16 protein-coding genes and 1 tRNA gene are annotated in these 20,021 nt (G+C 32.6%); 14 read left to right on the top strand and 3 right to left on the bottom strand.

The window, feature by feature from the left end:
• Window positions 1-344: 344 nt before the first annotated feature.
• Complete coding sequence (locus BLV91_RS01625; RefSeq protein WP_091428851.1) at window positions 345-1,412, bottom strand: NADH:flavin oxidoreductase/NADH oxidase; 1,068 nt, start codon at window positions 1,410-1,412, stop codon at window positions 345-347.
• A gap of 200 nt (window positions 1,413-1,612) precedes the next feature.
• Between BLV91_RS01625 and rseP the strand changes: the two genes are divergently transcribed.
• The 11 genes from rseP to BLV91_RS01575 all read left to right on the top strand — a co-directional run bounded on the left by rseP (window position 1,613) and on the right by BLV91_RS01575 (window position 14,578).
• On the top strand, window positions 1,613-2,956 hold the full coding sequence (rseP, locus tag BLV91_RS01620) for an RIP metalloprotease RseP (RefSeq protein ID WP_091428850.1): 1,344 nt from the start codon (window positions 1,613-1,615) through the stop codon (window positions 2,954-2,956).
• A 141-nt stretch (window positions 2,957-3,097) separates the two neighbouring features.
• A tRNA-Asn gene (locus BLV91_RS01615) sits at window positions 3,098-3,171 on the top strand.
• 334 nt (window positions 3,172-3,505) lie between these two features.
• The gene (locus tag BLV91_RS01610) at window positions 3,506-3,796 is read left to right on the top strand and encodes a GIY-YIG nuclease family protein (RefSeq protein WP_091429119.1); all 291 of its coding nucleotides are present in this window, start codon (window positions 3,506-3,508) and stop codon (window positions 3,794-3,796) included.
• A 394-nt stretch (window positions 3,797-4,190) separates the two neighbouring features.
• The gene (locus tag BLV91_RS17160) at window positions 4,191-4,328 is read left to right on the top strand and encodes a GIY-YIG nuclease family protein (protein ID WP_245709582.1); all 138 of its coding nucleotides are present in this window, start codon (window positions 4,191-4,193) and stop codon (window positions 4,326-4,328) included.
• Window positions 4,329-4,557: 229 nt separating this feature from the next.
• Window positions 4,558-4,770: a hypothetical protein gene (locus BLV91_RS16815; protein WP_139262252.1), complete on the top strand. Its 213-nt coding sequence runs from the start codon at window positions 4,558-4,560 to the stop codon at window positions 4,768-4,770.
• 617 nt (window positions 4,771-5,387) lie between these two features.
• The gene (locus BLV91_RS01600; RefSeq protein ID WP_091428848.1) at window positions 5,388-5,600 is read left to right on the top strand and encodes a helix-turn-helix domain-containing protein; all 213 of its coding nucleotides are present in this window, start codon (window positions 5,388-5,390) and stop codon (window positions 5,598-5,600) included.
• Window positions 5,590-6,825, top strand: coding sequence for a DNA cytosine methyltransferase (locus BLV91_RS01595; RefSeq protein WP_091428847.1), 1,236 nt, complete (start codon window positions 5,590-5,592; stop codon window positions 6,823-6,825). Before BLV91_RS01600 ends, BLV91_RS01595 begins: the two co-directional genes overlap by 11 nt.
• Before the next feature lie 103 nt (window positions 6,826-6,928).
• Window positions 6,929-8,398 (top strand): ATP-binding protein, encoded by a 1,470-nt coding sequence (locus tag BLV91_RS01590; RefSeq protein ID WP_091428844.1) that lies wholly within the window; start codon window positions 6,929-6,931, stop codon window positions 8,396-8,398.
• Entirely contained in the window at window positions 8,395-11,217 is a 2,823-nt protein-coding gene (locus BLV91_RS01585; RefSeq protein ID WP_091428843.1) for a Z1 domain-containing protein, read from the top strand. The genes BLV91_RS01590 and BLV91_RS01585 overlap by 4 nt, the downstream gene beginning before the upstream one ends.
• A 2-nt stretch (window positions 11,218-11,219) precedes the next feature.
• Entirely contained in the window at window positions 11,220-12,191 is a 972-nt protein-coding gene (locus BLV91_RS01580) for a PD-(D/E)XK motif protein (RefSeq protein ID WP_091428841.1), read from the top strand.
• Window positions 12,191-14,578, top strand: coding sequence for an AIPR family protein (locus tag BLV91_RS01575; protein ID WP_091428840.1), 2,388 nt, complete (start codon window positions 12,191-12,193; stop codon window positions 14,576-14,578). Before BLV91_RS01580 ends, BLV91_RS01575 begins: the two co-directional genes overlap by 1 nt.
• A 389-nt stretch (window positions 14,579-14,967) precedes the next feature.
• Here BLV91_RS01575 and BLV91_RS01570 read toward each other — a convergent pair whose 3' ends face one another.
• Window positions 14,968-15,387 carry a DUF2452 domain-containing protein gene (locus BLV91_RS01570; RefSeq protein ID WP_091428839.1) on the bottom strand — a complete coding sequence of 140 codons (420 nt, stop codon included), beginning with the start codon at window positions 15,385-15,387 and terminating at the stop codon, window positions 14,968-14,970.
• Window positions 15,388-15,748: 361 nt separating this feature from the next.
• Between BLV91_RS01570 and BLV91_RS01565 the strand changes: the two genes are divergently transcribed.
• The 3 genes from BLV91_RS01565 to BLV91_RS01555 all read left to right on the top strand — a co-directional run bounded on the left by BLV91_RS01565 (window position 15,749) and on the right by BLV91_RS01555 (window position 17,764).
• Window positions 15,749-16,072, top strand: coding sequence for a hypothetical protein (locus tag BLV91_RS01565; protein WP_091428838.1), 324 nt, complete (start codon window positions 15,749-15,751; stop codon window positions 16,070-16,072).
• Window positions 16,073-16,176: 104 nt separating this feature from the next.
• Entirely contained in the window at window positions 16,177-17,292 is a 1,116-nt protein-coding gene (locus BLV91_RS01560) for a PQQ-dependent sugar dehydrogenase (RefSeq protein ID WP_091428837.1), read from the top strand.
• Between the two features lies 1 nt (window position 17,293).
• A complete protein-coding gene (locus BLV91_RS01555; protein WP_091428836.1) occupies window positions 17,294-17,764 on the top strand; it encodes a c-type cytochrome in 471 nt (156 codons plus the stop codon).
• Between the two features lie 13 nt (window positions 17,765-17,777).
• Here the strand turns inward: BLV91_RS01555 and BLV91_RS01550 are convergent, their stop codons facing one another.
• Window positions 17,778-19,865 (bottom strand): TonB-dependent receptor family protein, encoded by a 2,088-nt coding sequence (locus tag BLV91_RS01550; RefSeq protein WP_091428834.1) that lies wholly within the window; start codon window positions 19,863-19,865, stop codon window positions 17,778-17,780.
• Window positions 19,866-20,021: the final 156 nt, after the last annotated feature.

The following is a 20,021-nucleotide window of genomic DNA, read 5'->3' as shown; positions in this document are numbered from 1 at the left end:
CATATAAGTCATATAAGAATTAGAATGCGCTTACTCTGTATTGTCTTATGGAAAGCGGATGAAACGGATTATAATAGATTATCGCGGGTTTTTTATTTTTAATTCTTTGTCTTTAAAATTAAACATATAAGAAATAGAAAAAGCTGACTCGTTACTATTTTACACTATATAAAACTTACATGACTTATATCTTTAAAAAAATTATCCGCAAACTAAACACTCCATGTTATATGAGCTTTCAATTCTAAACTTTATCAGCATCGAGAAAAAAACTTATATGACTTATATGTTGCAAAAAACCAGCAGTTAAAAAAACTTATATGACATATATGTTTCAAAAAAAATTATCTGATTTTCGCTCGTTCGTATTGTTTTGGCCATGCAATTTCTGCCTGTAAATCATGCGCAAATGTCAATCCTAAATTAGGATCTCTCAATGACTCCCTAGCAAACAACACCAAATCAGCTTTTCCAGAAGTCAAAATTTCTTCTGCTTGCTTGGCTTCGGTGATTAAACCTACGGCGCCAGTCATAATTCCGGTTTCTTTTTTTATGCTTTCGGCAAAAGGCACTTGGTAGTTAGGCCCCAACGGAATCTGTTGGTGAGAAACTAATCCCCCTGAAGAGACATCGATTAAATCAACGCCTTTTTCTTTTAGTATTTTCGAAAGTTGTATCGACTCTTCAATATTCCATCCGCCCTCAGCCCAATCGCTGGCAGAAATTCTCACAAATAACGGAAGCTCTTTTGGCCATTCTGACTGAACTGCTTCCAGTACTTGCATCGTTAAGCGAGCTCTATTCTCAAAACTTCCTCCATATTCGTCCGTTCTTAAGTTAGATAATGGCGATAAAAACTGATGTAATAAATAACCATGTGCTGCATGAATTTCCATTACTTGAAAACCTGCTACAACGGATCTTTTGGTAGCTGATTTAAAGTCGGAAATCACTTTTTGAATTCCTGTTTTATCTAAGGCTATTGGCGTCTCATCATCATGATACCCTATTGCACTTGGCGCTACAGTTTCCCATCCACCATCAGCAGGAAAGATTTTCTTACTGCCTTGCCATGGTGATGCTGCACTGGCTTTTCGGCCGGCATGTGCTAACTGTATTCCGGGAACTGCGTTTTGACCGATGATGAATTGATTTATAACTTTCATCTTATCCATTTGTTCGTCTTTCCAAAGTCCCAAATCTCCTGGAGAGATTCGGCCTTCCGGAGAAACCGAAGTCGCTTCCTGAATGATCAGTCCCGCACCACCACTGGCACGACTGCCCAAGTGTACAAGATGCCAATCATTGGCAAAGCCATCTGTGGCTGAATATTGACACATTGGAGAAATGGCGATTCTGTTTTTTAGCGTAATACTTTTTATTTGAAGCGGACTGAATAGTATAGTTGACATATATTTGATTTTGAAATGTTTTAGTGAACCATAAATAAAATTCACATATAACACGTAAAGTTACGAGAGCTGCGCCTAACTAAAAAATCTAATGGCACAATTGTTGACAAACCATTTATTATATTGGTGAATTCTAAACCTTTCAAGATAACTTAGAAAACCTTACTTTTGCGCATCACTTAAAGAATTAAAATTAAAAAATGGACATATTTATCAAGCTTTCTCAATTCCTATTGAGCTTATCATTACTTATTATACTGCACGAATTAGGACATTTTATTCCTGCTAAATTGTTTAAAACCAGAGTAGAAAAATTCTATTTGTTTTTTGACGTCAAATATTCCCTTATCAAAAAGAAAATCGGCGAAACTGAATACGGTATCGGATGGTTGCCTTTGGGTGGATATGTAAAAATTTCTGGAATGATCGATGAGAGTATGGACAAGGAACAAATGGCTTTGCCACCTCAACCATGGGAATTCAGATCTAAACCAGCCTATCAACGTTTGATCATCATGCTTGGTGGTGTTACGGTAAATTTCATCTTGGCATTCATCATTTACATCGGGATGGCATTTGCCTACGGTGATACTTATATTGCTAACTCTGACTTTCAAGACGGTGTATTGATCGAGAATCAAGCCATGCGAAATGCAGGTTTTAAAACTGGAGATAAAATCATCTCAGCAGATGGTCAAAAAATAGCAAGGTTTGACAATGACATCAACATGAAAATCATCATGTCTAAAAAAGTGTTGATCGAAAGAAACGGAAGCGAACAAGAAATACAAATGCCTATTGATTTTATCGATCAATTGTCGAAGTTTGAAAAAAGTACTCTTGTAGGCATCAGAATGCCATTTGTAATTAGCGGTGTTGCAGAAGGATCATTAAATACTGCTTTACAGCCAAAAGATTTAGTTCTTGCTCTTAATGGTCAAAAAATTAAATACTTTGATGAGGCAAAAACTATTTTAGACAACAACAAAGGAAAAACGATTTCAACGACGGTTTTAAGAGATCAAAAAGAAACACAAGTTCCAGTAACGGTTGACAAAGAAGGAAAACTAGGCGTAGGTGTAGGAGGTTTAAGTATAGCCAACCTAGAAAAACTAGGATACTACAAGGTGAGCACACAAGAATTCACTTTCATGGAATCAATTCCTGTTGGAATCACAAAAGGAAAAGACCAATTAGTAGGTTACGGAAAACAACTAAAGATGATTTTTAGTCCAAGTACAGGTGCATACAAACAAGTAGGTGGATTTAAAGCCATATTTGATATTTTTCCAAGTACATGGAGCTGGGAAACTTTTTGGACCATCACGGCATTATTATCAATTATGCTTGGTGTTATGAACTTATTGCCTATTCCGGCACTTGATGGTGGTCATGTAATGTTTTTATTATACGAAATAATTTCAGGTAAAAAACCAAGTGATAAATTCCTAGAGAACGCACAAATGGTTGGTTTCGTATTACTTATAACACTACTACTATTTGCTAACGGAAACGACATTTATAAAGCAATTGTAGGCAAGTAAAAAAAAAGTAAAAAAAATTTAATTTTTGCTTGCAGATATCAAATTTACCCCTATCTTTGCACCGCTTTACCGCTGAAACGCACATCATCATAAAGCAACAAAAAAACGTTCATTCATTACCAGAATATAAAATATACAGTTTCCTTCTTAGCTCAGTTGGTTAGAGCATCTGACTGTTAATCAGAGGGTCCTTGGTTCGAGCCCAAGAGAGGGAGCTTTTTAAAAGCCTGACAGCAATGTCGGGCTTTTTTTTTGCAATAAACTCAACGAAGTTCTTATGTAGCTCGCGGTTTAGTGGAAAAAGTAAAATCTATATTGAAAACCTAATACGATATCCTGAAATTTCAATCAAATTAATTGAAAAATATAAGGACTGTTAATCATAACCCCGAAAGCTTTCGGGGTTGGTTGGAGCCCATCCCAATTATTATCAGGAGCAACTTTTTAAAAAGACTTTACAGCAATGTAAGGTCTTTTTTGTTTTTACTACTTTCGTATTTGATGAAAGCTCGCGTTTTAGAAACCTTTCATTTTATAAAAGCTACAAAAATGGATTTAGTTTACATTCTTCACTCCGCCACATTAAATCGATTTTACATTGGCTATACTTCTGATTTGGATCTACGATTGGAATTTCATTTAAATTCAAACGAAACTAGAAAATTTACGAGTAAAGCTAAAGATTGGGAAATCTACTTTAAAATTGAATGTGACACCAAAACACAAGCTTTAGCAATCGAGAAGCATATCAAGGAAATGAAAAGTAAAATCTATATTGAAAACCTAATACGATATCCTGAAATTTCAATCAAATTAATTGAAAAATATAAGGACTGTTAATCATAGCCCCGAAAGCTTTCGGGGTTGGTTGGAGCCCATCCCAATAATTATCGGGAGCAACTTTTTAAAAAGCCTGACAGCAATGTCGGGCTTTTTTTTTGCAATAAACTCAACGAAGTTCTTATGTAGCTCTCGGTTTAGTGGAAAAAGTAAAATTTATATTGAAAACTTAATACGATTTCTTGAAATCACCATCAAATTACTTGAAAAACACAAAGACTGTTAATCATAGCCCCGAAAGCTTTCGGGGTTGGTTGGAGCCCATCCCAATTATTATCAGGAGCAACTTTTTAAAAAGACTTTACAGCAATGTAAGGTCTTTTTTGTTTTTACTACTTTCGTATTTGACAAAGCTCGCGTTTTAGAAACCTTTCATTTTATAAAAGCTACAAAAATGGATTTAGTTTACATTCTTCACTCCGCCACATTAAATCGATTTTACATTGGCTATACTTCTGATTTGGATCTACGATTGGAATTTCATTTAAATTCAAACGAAACTAGAAAATTTACGAGTAAAGCTACAGATTGAGAAATCTATTTTAAATTGAATGTGACACCAAAACACAAGCTTTAGCAATCGAGAAGCATATCAAGAAAATGAAAAGTAAAATTTATATCGAAAACCTAATACGATATCCTAAAATCACGGAGAATTCTTTGTTAAAAAAAAGATTGAATAAAATAACTTAAGTGAGGATTATTTAATAATTTCGATTTAAAATAAACATCTTTTATTATAAATTTTTAATACAACAACTTTGGGCAAACAATTTATATTCGGCATTATACTAATTTTACTATTATCAAGATGCTCCTCTAACGAATGTTTAAAAACAATTACAACACCAGCATACCATATTGGTGGTGGTTATTATCCTGCACAAGAACGTGAGGTTCCTTGTGATTACGACCCAGGTCAAATTGGCAAATTAATAGACAGCACAAAAATTCAACAAATAAGAAACAACTAAAATACCCATAGTGGTATGTCTTACTTCAAGTCAAAGTCGCGTTAGTTTTCTACAACACCATTTTAAAAAGACTTTACAATAATGTAAGCTCTTTTTTGTTTTTACTACTTTCGTATTTGACAGAAGCTCGCGTTTTAGAAACCTTTTATTTTACAACTACATCTGGACACGGTACAAGAAGTCAAAATCTACAATTCCCACAATTACAGCTAAACACATTTACAAGCGCTTAAAACTGCCTAAAAAGCAATTCACGACAATAATTCCATTTACCCCTCCTTTTTTTAAATTACGCCTTATTTTAGGAGCTATTCCTGGCTTACATTTCATTCTTATTTATAGGCTTTGCTTTTCTACGGCATAAAAGTAGCTTCTTGCAGTCGCTCTTTTATCCCTAGAAAAACAGCAGCCTCTTGCATTAGGAATTCCATTGCAGTCAGGGCTAGGAGATAGTTAATTTGATGAGATATTTTTTGATAATCAAAAAATACACATTGAAAGACTCAATGTTTTTTTTTTCTCATTTTCAATATTATAACAAGTTGTTCACAAAAACACTACAGACGCATACAATAGTAGGCGGGTTCTTTTAAACTGCCAATCTAATTTTATAAACTATGAATATTAAAGAAAAATTTGGCCAAAAAATAAAATCATTGAGAGAGCAAAAAGGAATCTCAATTGAACACTTAGCTAATATTTCAAATGTAGACAGGAATTATATCTCTGATATAGAGAAAGGTAAAAGAAACGTGTCAATTACAATAATAGAAAAACTTTCAAAAGGTCTTGAAGTTAAAGTTCAAGAATTATTTAATTATGAAGAATAAGTTAAAATATATAGACCTTTTTGCTGGTGCAGGTGGACTATCAGAAGGTTTTGTTAGAGCAGGATTTTCCCCTATTGCACACGTTGAGATGAATAAAGATGCTTGTGACACATTGAAAACTAGAACTGCATTTCATTACCTACAAGAAAATAATAGAATATCAGAATATCATGATTACTTAAAGGGTAATATTTCAAGGGATGAGTTCTGGTCAAGAATACCTAATAATTTAATTAATTCAGTTATAAACACTGAAATTTCATCTGACACTTTACCATTTATTTTCGATAAAATCGATATGGAATTAGGTGATGACAAAGTTGATTTGGTTATTGGAGGACCACCTTGTCAAGCTTATTCTGTAGCGGGCAGAGCAAGAGACCCTAAGGGAATGTCGGAAGATCCAAGGAATCATTTATACAAATACTATGTTGAGTTTTTGAAAAGGTATAAACCTAAAATGTTTGTATTTGAAAACGTTCCTGGAATACTTTCTGCAAATAACGGCATGTATCTAGATTTGATTTTTGATGCCGTGCAAGAAGCTGGTTATCAATTAGATAAAAAAGTATTAAACTCAAAGAATTTTGGTGTTTTACAAGACCGAAAAAGAGTAATAATTATCGGCTGGAAGAAGAGCTTAAAATTGAAATACCCTGAATTTGAAGAAAAATTAAACGAATTTCAAATTCTTAAAGACTTATTTGCAGACCTACCTAAAATTCAAAATGGTCAAGGTGAATGGGGTATTTCAAAATACGTAAAGAAATCAAATAAATATCTAGAAAGTACTAATATTCGTAACGGTATTGACTTCACGACACAGCATATTGCCAGACCAAACAACGAAAATGATCTAGAAATCTATAAGATAGCTGTTAATAAATGGGTTAATGAAAACAAAAGATTAAATTATTCTGAATTACCTGAAAGATTAATAAAACATAAAAACACCAAGTCTTTTACAAATAGATTTCAGGTTGTAAACCATGCGGGTATATCTCATACAGTAGTTGCACACATATGTGCTGACGGACATTATTATATTCATCCAGATATATCTCAAAACAGATCAATTACAGTTAGAGAAGCTGCTAGAATTCAATCTTTTCCAGATGATTATTTTTTTGAAAAAAGTAGAACTACGGCTTTCAAACAAATTGGAAATGCAGTACCAGTGCTTATGGCCGAAGGAATTGCAAAAAAAATTAAAGAGTTAATATAAACTCTATAAAAAAATAGTACTAAGAACATTTTTAAATACCACACAAAAATGAAAATAATCTATTAATCGAATGTATTTCGTAATGCATTCATTCTGAAATACTATGCACCAATACAAAGCTGAGAATGCAAAACCAAATCCAAAATCTACCATAAATTCCTATCGTAGTTTTGGATATAATTTATCTACTGCTATTGCGGACATTGTTGACAACAGCATATCTGCAGAATCTAAAATAATTACAATTGATTATTTATGGAAAGGTAAAGACTCCTTGATCTCCATTTTAGACAATGGAAAAGGAATGAATTTAGAAGAATTGATTATTGCAATGACTCCAGGCAGTAAAGACCCAGAAGATTTTAGGGACGAAAAAGACTTGGGTAGATTTGGAATGGGCTTAAAAACCGCCTCTTTTTCACAGTGCAAAAGACTAACTGTTATTACAAAAAAAGAAGGTTTCAATACTATCAAGAGATGCTGGGATATTGACTTTATCAATCAAGAAGAAGAATGGACTTTATTGGATTATGTTTCAGACGAATCGTATTTAAAAAAACTAGATGACTTAGTAAGTGGGACACTAATAATCTGGGAATGTTTAGATAGAATCGTTGGCAATGCTAGTGAGGAGAATGAATCAGTAAAAAACGCCTTTTACCAAGAAATGGTGACAGTTAAAGAACATCTTGGCATTGTCTTCCATAAATTCATCGAAAGCAAAAAAATCAAGCTCATTTCTAATACCTATGAAATTGATGCTTGGAACCCCTTCCTTTTAAATTTAGACCCCAAACCAGAAATGGGACAAATAGAGTTACTACTCAATAATGTAGAAGTAACCTATTTTATATTACCCCACATGTCAAAAATAAGCACCGAAGATTATGAAAAATCAGGCGGTCCATTAGGGTGGTATCAACAACAAGGATTTTATGTCTATAGAGGAGATCGATTACTCGTTGCGGGTGATTGGCTTGGAATTGAAAAGAAAAGAGAGTATTCAAAATTAGCAAGAATAGCAATAAACTTCCCTAATGCAAATGATTTTGACTGGAATTTAGATATAAAAAAATCTACAGCAATGCCACCTATTGAGATTAGAAAAGAATTATCCCGTATTGCTAAAATTGCAATAATGAAGTCCGCAAAAATATATAATTGGAGGGGTCAGAAGACAATTTCAAAAGAAAATGGAAATGCATCTTTTGAAAGTTTATGGAAAGATGAAACCAATAGAGAGGGAGTTAAAAAATATAAAATAAATAAAAAGCATCCAATTATAAGACAGGTAATTGAATCGGATAGTTCAAATAAATTATTCTCAAAAGCATTGAAACTGTTAGAAGAAAATATTCCCGTAGAACTAATTCTTTATAATCAAAATGAAGATCCCTCATTTCACGAATTGGAAAAAATAACAGAAACGCCAAGTGACGATTTAATAAAACTAGCTGTTGAATTATTTCAAATTTATATATCTCAAGGAATACCGGAATCATTATCACGTCAACAAATAATGAATGCAACACCATTTAATTTTTTTCCATTAATCAACGATTATTTAAAATGAACGATATAAATCAAACTGCCAAATTAGTATGTTACGCATTCCTGAATATGATCCCTAAGGAACAAATAACCGATGATATTATACTTAAAATAATAAAAGAAAAAATTGAATCAGCACCTGAATTTAAAGATGCTGATTTTGCGAATTTATTTGAAGTGATTAGATCCGAATGCGAAATCGGAAAAGGGAAGATAACTGTAATGTCTGATGATATCGACCCATGGTTGAGTGAAGAAAAAAGCAATATCAATTTTGAATTATGGAATAGGTATAAATTATTTATGTCTCAAAATGACCCTTCATTTCCTGTCAATGAATTAGATGACTTTACAGATAAAATTTTAGATAAATGTGTAAATCCTAAAGATAACAATTCTTGGGACCGACGTGGAATGGTTGTAGGACATGTTCAATCTGGGAAAACATCTAATTATGTGGGATTGATTAACAAAGCAACTGATTCAGGTTATAAAGTAATAATTGTTATCGCTGGAACTATTAGTTCTTTAAGAAGACAGACTCAAGAGCGAATTGATGCTGGATTTATTGGAAGAAGTAGTTCTGCCTTTATTCGAGAAAATGAAAATAGACTTATTGGTGTAGGGAAATTGAAAGTAGAAACGGATATTTATTCCCTTACTTCTTCCTATTACAAAAGTGGTGACGAAGGCGATTTTAGTCAATCTGTTGCAAATCGATTAAATATCCCAATTGGAAAAAACCCTGTTGTTTTTGTTATCAAAAAAAACAAAAGTATTCTTGAAAATTTAATAGACTGGTTTTCAAAAAATGAAAACATCAAAATTATAGACGGAACGCCAAAATTGTTCGATGTTCCTGTTTTAATTATTGATGATGAAGCAGATGCAGCTTCCGTAAATACCGCAAAAGATATTGACGATATTAAAACAATCAACAAGTTAATTAGAACTTTACTTACTATTTTTAATCAAAACACATTTATTGGTTACACTGCAACTCCATACGCAAACCTATTTATTTCACAAGATCACAATGAAGAATTAACAACTACTGTAAAAAACAAAATATATAAAATTGGCGAAGATTTATTCCCGAGAGATTTCATAATCAACATAAAAGCTCCTACTAATTACATTGGTGCGGCAAAAATATTTGGCTTTGAAAATCCAAATGGAACAGACAATGAACCATTAGATATTTTCCGAGCAATTGATGACTTCGACCCTCCATTTTTCAGAACAATTAATAAACACAATAAAGCAGACTTACCTGAATATTTACCTAAAAGTTTAGAAAAAGCCATAAAATCATTCATTTTAACTTGTGCAATCAGAAGAGTTCGTGGTCAAGAAAAGAAACACAATTCTATGTTAATTCACGTTGCTTTATTGGTAAAATGGATAGATAGAGTTGCCTACTTAGTTAATGATAAAATGCGGGAATATAAAAATGCAATCGATGGTAATGATGAATTATTATTGATTGATTTTGAACATTTGTATAAATCTGATTTTTTACCAACAACTGAAAATGTTTTAGAAAATTTAGATTATACAGACATAAGAATTAAAGTCCATTCTTGGGAAGACGTAAAAAAAGAATTGAAAAAAGCAGCTTCAAAAATTGAAGTTCGTTCTGTACACGGAACCCGATCGACAACCAATTTAGAATATCATAAAATTGAAGAAATTGATTACAGTAGATATGACAATGGCTTTTCTGTTATTGCAGTTGGAGGAAGTAGATTGTCGAGAGGAATAACTTTGGAAGGATTATCTATAAGTTATTATTTGAGAACTACAAAAATGTATGATTCATTGATGCAAATGGGACGTTGGTTTGGTTATCGTCCAGGATATGTTGACTTATGTCGCCTTTATACAACAGAACAAATTTTTGAATGGTTCAACCACATTACAATGGCCACTGAAGAAATGCGTGATGATTTTGATGAAATGACAGCAGCATTACAAAAACCGAAAGATTTCAAACTAAAAGTAAGAAATCATTCTGGTTTAATGACCATTACGAGCTTGGCAAAACTTTATCACTCGGATAAAATTGAAATTTCGTTTTCTGGTACCAATCCACAAACCTATCAATTACTGAAAACTAAGACTGCTATTGAAAACAACTTCAAACTGTTTAAAGAATTATTAAATATTGGAAATAAAAAAACTCAAATAATTAAACATAAAGAATTAGATTTAATTCCTAGATATATTCTGATAAAGGATTTTGACAAAGAAAAGATTGCATCTTTTTTAGACAATTATAAAATTGATTTGCCAAAAATTAAAAACGCTCAACTCGGAGAATATATTTTGAAACAGTCTGAAATAAAGGAATGGTCAGTTGCAATAGTTTCAAATACGGATAGTGATATTTTTATTGACGAGAAAGGTAAGTCAAAAAAAGGTGAACGATCTAAAAATAAAAAATTGAAAACCTATACTCTTTCTATTGGTAGTCAAGAAATCACATTAGGTTGTAGTGTTCGTAATCAACAATTAAATAGAAATAGTGAATATTATCATATTTCTAAAAACCAAATTGACGACACTATTGATAGACAAATTGATTTAACAAAAACTGAAATTAAATTGAATAGTGAAATTAAACTTGAACGTTCAAAAGAAAAGAAAGGGTTATTATTGATTTATGCTTTAGATGAACGCGGAACACCGAATGTAAAAAATGACATTCCAATCATTGGATATAGCCTTCATTTTCCGACAATTCAAAACGAAAAAAAAGTATCTTATACTGCCACGATAAATAATGGATTTGATGAAGAAACTCAAGAAGATGATGACTTAATTAACGAAGACGAATAATTATGATTAGTATTAAATCTATCTGGGAAACTCATATACCTACTGATGAAATCATTATCAAAACACAACTTGAACATGTAAAACCTTTTAAATGTTTTGCAGCGACTAATCACATTACAGGAAACCACTTATTCATATTCGAAACTTTAAAAACTGCTAAATATCCTGAATTTAAGAACTATAAGTTCAAAGGATTGTTTGTTGAAACATTTGAATTTAAAGAAGTAAAAGAATTTCACATTTATCTTTTAGACAATCAGCTTAAAGATATTTTTAGCTTATTTATAGAAAATATCGTCGAAGAAATATCAAAATGTACAACGGAAAATGAAGCATTAGTAGAAACTTCAAATGTTGTTTTAAAATGGAAAAGATTATTTGATAAAGTTAATTTTCAAGGACTCACTTTAGAAAACCAAAAAGGATTAATTGGTGAGTTATTATTATTTAACTCATTTTTAGATGAAAAATACTCTATAGATAAAGTACTTGAAAGTTGGACAGGTCCAGATTATGAAGACAAAGATTTTTTATTTGGATCTAAAGGAATAGAAGTAAAATTCACATCTGCAAAAACACCAAAAATAAGAATCACTAGCGAAAGACAACTTGACGCACAAAACCTATCTCATTTGTATCTTATTCTATATGTTGCAGAACAAGTAAAAGATAGAGGTTTTACGTTGAACACCATTATTACAGATATTCGCAATAAAATAGCTAGCAATCACAATGCGTTGAAATTCTTTAATGAAAGATTAGTATTGATTGGTTATTTTGATGAGGATTTTGAAAATTATAATAGTCAATACGCCCTCAAAAGAAATTATAAATATTTAGTTGAAAGTGATTTCCCAAAAATAGTACCGTCGGACTTAGTGTCAGGGGTTTATAACGCTTCTTATTATATTGAACTCTCTGCGATAGAGCCCTTTGTTGTAAATGTTGAATCGATAATTGAATTAATAAAATAATGGAAAGAGGATTACAAAATTATATAGAATCTATGCAATCGGATGTGGCTGCATTAGTATACTCAGATGGTGAAGGCGCTAGTTTTGAAGATAAGTTTACAGAGCATTGTCTTGAAATATTAGATGGAGCTGAAAAATCTGAAGGAGCAAGTGTTTTGTCTTATATTCATCCAGATTCACAAGGAAGAATAGATTGGAAAATAAATGGATATTGTTTGAAGGATGAATTCAAGGATGATAACAACAAAGTCTATTTCGAAACTTTAGATCTATTCATAACACATTTTAATCATTCAACATATGATTATAATATTCAAAAAATTGATTTTGATAAGAGTATAAACCAAATCAAACGATTTTTGAATGCCGCTTTAAAAGGGCATATAGATTATATTGATCCAGCACAAACAGAATTAAACGCACTTTTAAAAGTTATAACAAAACAAAAAACAAACTTCATTAGAATTAATATATTCTTTTTAATTAATGGTAATTCAAAATATAATTTAGATTCCTCCTTCATTAAAGGATATGACGATTTAACAATTTATACTCACGTATGGGATATACAAAGGTTTTATAAATTAAATCAAAATTCTAGCAATAGAGAACCAATTGAAATTAAATTTAAAGATTTTCTAACAGATGACGTTCAAGGTATTCAATGTCTTAAAGTTCCTGATTTAAATGAGTTGTATGAATGTTATTTAGCAATTATTCCCGGTAGTGTACTTGCAAAATTGTATGATTTACATTCCAATGAATTATTAGAAAGTAATGTACGTGCGTTTTTAGGACAATTAGGTAAATTCAATAAAGGAATTAGAGATACCATAAGAGATAAACCACAAATGTTTTTGCCTTATAATAACGGTATAACAGCAACTGCTGAAATTGTGGAAACCGAAATAATTGAAAATCAACTTTATTTAACAAAAATGAATGATTTTCAAATTGTTAACGGTGGACAAACAACTGCCTCATTATTTCACACTCAAAAGAAATACAAAGATGCTGATATAAGCAAAGTATTTGTTCAAATGAAATTGACAGTGATCAAAGATATTGATCAAAAGAATATTGAAGTGCCAAATATTGCACGATATGCTAACAGCCAAAACAAAGTTTCTGAATTAGATTTATCGTCTAACAATCCCTTCTTTGTTCAAATTGAATCATTATCTAGAAAAAAATATGTTGTTGATAGTACGAATAAAAACATATCGACATTGTGGTACTTTGAACGTGTAAACGGCCAATACAAAGAATCATTAAACAAGTTAACAACGGTAGTTCAACAAAGAAAATTCAAAGAACAGAATCCTACGAGTCAAAAAATTATCAAATCAGAAGTAGCAAAATTTATAAACATTTGGGAATTAGAACCACACTACGTTTCTCAAGGTGCTCAGAAAAACTTTATTCAATATACAAAAAAAATAAACGAATTAGTTAAGAGGAATAAGTTACCCGGTGAAAATTATTACAAGAAATTAATTTCGAACGCCATTCTATTTAAAACAGTTGATAAGTTATTTGGTAGAAAAAATGTTAATGCTATTGGTGATACCAACTTAAAATCATTTACTGTTGCCTATACACTATCTTTTTTTCATCACCTAACTTCAAATAAGCTTGATTTATGGAAGATCTATGAAGAGCAAGTAATAGATAGCCGCATTGTAAACGAATTACAGCAGCTGATAGTTTTTGTCTACAATCATTTGGTAAAGTCTTCGAACAGTTCGCTAATTTCTGAGTACGCAAAAAGAGAATCTAGTTGGAAGTTGTTAAAAGAAGAAGTTTACTCTATAAAAATGGAAACTTTTAGTGATTGCTTTATTACTGATGATTTGGTTATTCTTCGAGATATTGAAGTTGAAGAAGTTGATAATAAATCTGAAAATAATTTAATCACTATTTCCAAAATACTAGGTTATGGAAATAAATTTTGGGATGGACTCTCTAAGTATATTTTAAACATTGATGATTTTAAATTAATGTCTACAGATCTTTGGGAAATTGCAAATAAAATAAAACGATCAAAAAATCTAAATGCCAGAGACATATCGATTGGAAACAAATTTATATTGTACATCGAGGAAAATCAAATAAACGTTGATCAGGTTAAATTACTTTCCAGTGAAATTGAAATTGAAATTGTCGATGTAAAAGTAATTTACGATCGATTAAAATTAATAAGTAAAAATGATTGGGACAAAATATTTGACTTAAGTGAACAAACAAAAATATTTGAAAATAATGAGTTTTTAAATTTAAAGTCAGTTTTCAAATCTATTTCCAAAAATGAAAGCATTAAAGAGATAAACCTCATAAAAGCTTTAGATTCAATAAAAAAAGTGTCCAAATTTGGCCTGAAATTTTAAAATTCTAAAAGACTTTACATTACTGTAAAGTCTTTTTTGTTTTTACAACTTTCGTATTGGGTTAGAGTTCGCCATATAGGTGAATTTTTATCCTAAAAGAAATAAACTTAATATACATTCCTCTATTATTTCAGGAATATCTAACAATCTTAAAAAGCTCAAACTAGCTTTAATATCAGAATGGCGCGTCGCTTCCTTTAAAATTACGTATCTTTAGATTAAAACATTATTATGTGGAATAAATTTCGATATATGTGCAATTCATTGACGGTTTACGGTTTATATTTTGACCTGCGATACCATCGTAGAAAATACATTAGAGTACGTTTCTTATAATGGAGCACGAATTCATAATACTACCTACTCCTTATGAACAGGGTAAACTAACTTTAGAATATAGCAGCGTTTTCTGCTTTTAGTAGTATCCACTTTTTATCACTATTGAGTTTAAAGGTACCAATGTGTTCTCTATTCCATTCTTGTGGTCCTATCAAAGAGAGAAAGTTTACTGCATTAGCATCTCTATATAAATGATAGATTTCCCCAATAACAGGCTCAAATGAAAATTTAGCACTATAAACCAACTCATTCCATTCGTATTCTTCCATCAACTTTTGATATTGAATTTTCAATTCGTTGAATTTATTTCCAAGCTCTTTATTTACATTCTCAATGCCTCTGCTTTTCCAGGAAACAACATCATCAACTCTAATTACTGGAGCACCTACATTTGTTCCGTAGGGCAATATATTGGCATTAAATCCTTCCTCAACAGAGTAGACAACATTATCGGGTATTTTACTTTTCATCTGATTTTATTTTAATTCAAGAGATCTAAATAATTAACTATTAGCTCCTCTTTTTATGTTTACCAATATTTTGTATTAAGCAAAAGTCTTTCTACAAGCTTCAAAAGCTATATTCTGAAACACAATGACATTTTGTTTAACAATTACCATGTGAAATTAAACAAAAAATTTAACTCTGAGTCTAATTCAACCTGAATAAAGCAGCTTTCCCGAAATATATCAGCCGCTTAGAACCCAAACCACTTAGTTATCTAGGGTGACTTCTCAAAAAAACGTAATAGCAGTCTAAGGTCTTTTTTGTTTTTACTACTTTCGTATTTGGTCAGAGTTCCCCTGACAGATAACTTTCTATTTAAAAAAAATGAATGAAAAAATAAAAGCAGAATTAATCTCATCCTGCACTAACAATACCCCTGAGTCCTTCTTCCCTTTCTTAATGTCTGCCGATGTTCAAACTGAAGCGCCCAACAAAATGGATTTTTATGAGTTTTTTAAAGACATGCTAAACAACGCTCATGCTAGAGCAAAGGGAAAACTAACCCTAAAGATTGAAGAGTCAACAGACGATACAGACAAAGTAGTTCTTGATTATAGCTTCTACGACACTGTACACAAACATTCGCTACTTACAATAGTCGTTAACGAAAACAACAACCAAATCCTTTTAGACATAATGCCATTTTAAAAATTTGCCTTAACAAAGCTTTCAAAAATAGATTGTTTCGCTTCTCTTCTTTTACTATCTTCGAATGTTAGGATTAATTCAAACGCGATTTAAATAAGAAAACCATGAAAAGAATCAGCCTACTACTACTTCCCTTTATTATATTCAGCTGCCAAGCGCAGAAAAATCCAAATGATCTAATCCTTCAGGACGAAGTCAAAAATTATACTCTTGAATCAGTCGCTGATGGTATTCAAAACCCTTGGGGAATGGCTTGGTTGCCAGACGGAACTTTATTAGTTACCGAAAAAAGCGGGATTTTATACCAAATTAAAAATGGGGTAAAAACGGAAATAAAAAATGTTCCTGCAGTTTACAATCGTGGACAAGGAGGATTACTTGATATTGCCGTGCATCCTGACTATGCTAAAAATGGTTGGATTTATATCACTTACGCCTCTACTGAGGGTGAAGGCGAGGGAGGAAACACTAAACTGATTCGTACTAAATTGCTAGACGGAGCTTTAACACAAATAGAATCTTTATACAAATGCGGACCCAATACGACCAAGGGGCAACATTTTGGTTCTCGAATTGTTTTTGACAAAGCGGGATATCTCTATTTCTCAGCTGGGGAACGAGGTGAGCATTTTGTAAATCCACAAGACATTACACGTGATAACGGAAAAATATACCGTCTAAATGATGATGGCAGTATTCCAAAAGACAATCCTTTTGTAGGTCAAAAAAATGCAAAAGAAGCCATTTATACTTATGGTAACAGAAACCCACAAGGATTAGCTATAAATCCTATTACAGGAGATGTTTGGGAACACGAACACGGTCCAAAAGGTGGTGACGAAATTAACATCATCAAGAAAGCCGCTAATTATGGCTGGGCTGTGGTTACTTACGGAATCGATTATGACGGAACTTCTATTAGTTCTGAAACAGTAAAACCGGGAATTGAAGACCCCATTTACTATTGGGTGCCTTCTATTGCACCAAGCGGAATGGCTTTTGTAACTAGCGATCGCTATCCTGACTGGAAAGGACATTTGCTTGTAGGTTCACTAAAATTTCAATACTTAGAATTGGTAAAACTAAACGGAAATGAAATCATTGGGCGACAAAAAATTGCTACTGATGTTGGGCGTTTACGAAATGTAGCTCAAGGTCCAGACGGCTATATTTACATAGGAGTGGAAGGAAAAGGAATTCTTAAAATTATCCCGAATTAATATGTTAACCTCTAAACTAATTGTAGGACTCGCGCTTTCACTCTCGTCTGCGTTCTATTTTTCGAATACTACTCAAGCCTTTAATTCAAGTCGGGAAAGTGATTATTTGGCTGTTGCCAAAATCGATCAGGAAAAAACACCATTAGAAAAAAGCATGGCGAAAGGCAAAGAAGTTTATGCTGATTTTTGCATGCAATGCCATCTTGCAAACGGCAAAGGAGATTCTAAAAACTTCCCTCCGCTGGACGGTTCTGATTGGCTCAGCAAAAAAGAAACCCAAAGTATTCATGCTATAAAATTTGGACAATCAGGTGAAATTGTAGTCAACGGAAAAAAATTCAACAGTAGCATGCCTGCCATGGGATTATCCAATCAAGAAGTGGCTGATGTGATGAATTATATTAGGAATTCTTGGAGCAACAAAAATCCTAAAATGATTAGCCTGGAACAAGTGGAAGCCGTAAAGCAATAAGTAAGCTGATTTACTAAAAAAGATAAGTAACAGAAACTCCGCCATAAAACTGGATTGGACTTCCCGGATAATAATACCGTGGCGCTGCGTTGCCAAAAGCAGTAGCATTAGGCAAAATACTAGCGGCATACTTGCGATCTAGTACATTATTAATTCCGCTACTTAATGTTGATTTTAAAACCTTTAAAATTGTAAAACTATAAGTTGCTTTGACATCCAAAAGCGAATACCCTTCGCTGTATTTTGTATTCGAATCATTCATCGGGATTTTTCCCATACTCGTAAAAGAGCTGTTGAAACTAAATCCGCTTGCTGTTTTCAAGTCAATTCCGGCATTCCATTGTTGATTGGGAACTCCTGTCAACCGATTACCAGAATAATCAATCCCATTATCAACAAAATCTTTAAATTTAAAGTCATTAAAAGATGCGGATAAATAAGAGTCTATTTCGAAATTGGCTCTTTTTAAAAGTTTATAATTAAGCGTAAGTTCTATTCCGCGATGCGAACTTTCTCCCGCATTAATCCCCACAAACTGATCTTCGGCAGTACGTCGCGCTACTAATAAATTGCTGATTTGGGTGCTATACAAAACGAGTTCTGTGTGTAATTTTGATGCTAACCAATTTCCTTTAAAACCCAATTCATAATTAAGTCCCACTTCTGGCTTTAAGTCGGTATTGATTTGTCCTTCGGGAGTTAGCGTTTCAGCCACCAAAGGCACTGAAAACCCTTTGCTAATAGAGCCAAATATATTTTTTCCGCCGCTTAGCTGATAGGAAATCCCAAGTCTAGGTGACCAAACTTTCCCAAAAGTATAGCCTTGTTCTAATTGATTTCCGTTTTGCTCAAAAACATCTTCCAGCGTATATTTTGTAGTATTTAAAGCCAAGCCACTTTCTAAATGAAGATTTTCTACAAGCTCAATATTCACTTCTAAAAAATAATTACTATAATTCCGATTCTGGTTCATTTTGCTGAATTCGGCTCCAGCTATGCTGCCCTTTCCTGGCTGCGATACATACAAATTTTCGAAAAGTGAAAAAGCATATTGCTCCGCTAGCATTTCAGTTCCGACACTCGCTTCAAAAGGCAATGAAAACAATTTGGCTTTATAATTTAGCGTAGATCGAAAACCTAAACCATTTATTTTTTCGTCCAAAATATTAAAAGGCCTTGGCTCGTACGCTTTTCTGAAATTAGAAAAAACACTGCTTTTAAAAGTCCATTTGTCTGAAAAAGAATAGTTGTAACCGATGCCCAAAAGTGATTTGTCATACGACTCATATCCTTGTGCCGCTGCCCAAGTACTCGCCGCCTTTTCGGGATGGTTTATAAAATCATTCTCATTTATAGAACTCGGAATAAACGCTTTCAGACGAGTAAAAATTCCCAGAAAAGACAAACTCCCTTTTGTTCCTAATTTTTGTTTCGCATGCACATTAACCGACTTCCGATCATAAGAACTATTTGCCCGAAAGCCATCACTTTGTAAATGCGTATAATTAGAAAATAGATTCGAATTAGCATCACTATAGCCGGCACCCAGACTTTGTTTGATTAATCCATAACTGCCATAAGTCGTCCCCGATTTAGCATACGATTCTCTTGCGGGAGTTTCTCGCGCAAACAAATGAATCACTCCGCCTAATCCGGAGCCAAAGCTAGTGTTGTTAGGACCTTTGCTAATTTCGATTCCGCCAATAGTTTCTAAATCGATATCTTCAATTGTGGTATCTCCTTCCCCAGTCGTCAAAGGAATATCTTCAAAATAGGCTTTAATTCTGCTAGTTCCGTATTGAGAACGAGCGCCTATTCCGCGAATACTAATTCGATTGGTATTCAAAGCACCTTGCTGCATATTAATACCCGGAATTTTATTGAGTACCGAAGTCAGGATTACTCCATCACTTTTATCCAAATCTGCTCTTTGAATCACTGCAACTGAAGAAGCTGATTTTTGTAATGCTATTTGGATTGGAGTCGCTTTTATAATTATTTCAGCAAGCGAAGTCGTATCTTTTTTTACTTGTCCAAAAACTGGGGAAAAGTAAAATTGGATAATGAAAAGACTAAAAACCAACTGTGCTTTTGTATTCAAGGACTTGAGATTAAATGAAGAGCTAAAATTAGCTTTTTAATCGCTGGATACAAAGTTAAACTACATAGAAACATAGATTTTATAAATCTTAAAAGTCGTTTCACTTTAGTATAGAAAATCACAGCTATATGAATCCAAGAATTGCGCTATCCAACT

The organism is Flavobacterium degerlachei (genome assembly GCF_900106645.1).
GTDB lineage: Bacteria > Bacteroidota > Bacteroidia > Flavobacteriales > Flavobacteriaceae > Flavobacterium > Flavobacterium degerlachei.
Note: the sequence above shows the minus strand (reverse complement) of the source record. Positions and strands in the feature narration are given on the sequence as shown.

Excerpts from the sequence above, each read along its gene's own strand:
- BLV91_RS01625 (WP_091428851.1), bottom strand. The coding sequence starts at position 1,412 with ATGTCAACTATACTATTCAGTCCGCTTCAAATAAAAAGTATTACGCTA.
- rseP (WP_091428850.1), top strand. The coding sequence starts at position 1,613 with ATGGACATATTTATCAAGCTTTCTCAATTCCTATTGAGCTTATCATTA.
- BLV91_RS01610 (WP_091429119.1), top strand. The coding sequence starts at position 3,506 with ATGGATTTAGTTTACATTCTTCACTCCGCCACATTAAATCGATTTTAC.
- BLV91_RS17160 (WP_245709582.1), top strand. The coding sequence starts at position 4,191 with ATGGATTTAGTTTACATTCTTCACTCCGCCACATTAAATCGATTTTAC.
- BLV91_RS01600 (WP_091428848.1), top strand. The coding sequence starts at position 5,388 with ATGAATATTAAAGAAAAATTTGGCCAAAAAATAAAATCATTGAGAGAG.
- BLV91_RS01595 (WP_091428847.1), top strand. The coding sequence starts at position 5,590 with ATGAAGAATAAGTTAAAATATATAGACCTTTTTGCTGGTGCAGGTGGA.
- BLV91_RS01590 (WP_091428844.1), top strand. The coding sequence starts at position 6,929 with ATGCACCAATACAAAGCTGAGAATGCAAAACCAAATCCAAAATCTACC.
- BLV91_RS01585 (WP_091428843.1), top strand. The coding sequence starts at position 8,395 with ATGAACGATATAAATCAAACTGCCAAATTAGTATGTTACGCATTCCTG.
- BLV91_RS01580 (WP_091428841.1), top strand. The coding sequence starts at position 11,220 with ATGATTAGTATTAAATCTATCTGGGAAACTCATATACCTACTGATGAA.
- BLV91_RS01575 (WP_091428840.1), top strand. The coding sequence starts at position 12,191 with ATGGAAAGAGGATTACAAAATTATATAGAATCTATGCAATCGGATGTG.
- BLV91_RS01570 (WP_091428839.1), bottom strand. The coding sequence starts at position 15,387 with ATGAAAAGTAAAATACCCGATAATGTTGTCTACTCTGTTGAGGAAGGA.
- BLV91_RS01565 (WP_091428838.1), top strand. The coding sequence starts at position 15,749 with ATGAATGAAAAAATAAAAGCAGAATTAATCTCATCCTGCACTAACAAT.
- BLV91_RS01560 (WP_091428837.1), top strand. The coding sequence starts at position 16,177 with ATGAAAAGAATCAGCCTACTACTACTTCCCTTTATTATATTCAGCTGC.
- BLV91_RS01555 (WP_091428836.1), top strand. The coding sequence starts at position 17,294 with ATGTTAACCTCTAAACTAATTGTAGGACTCGCGCTTTCACTCTCGTCT.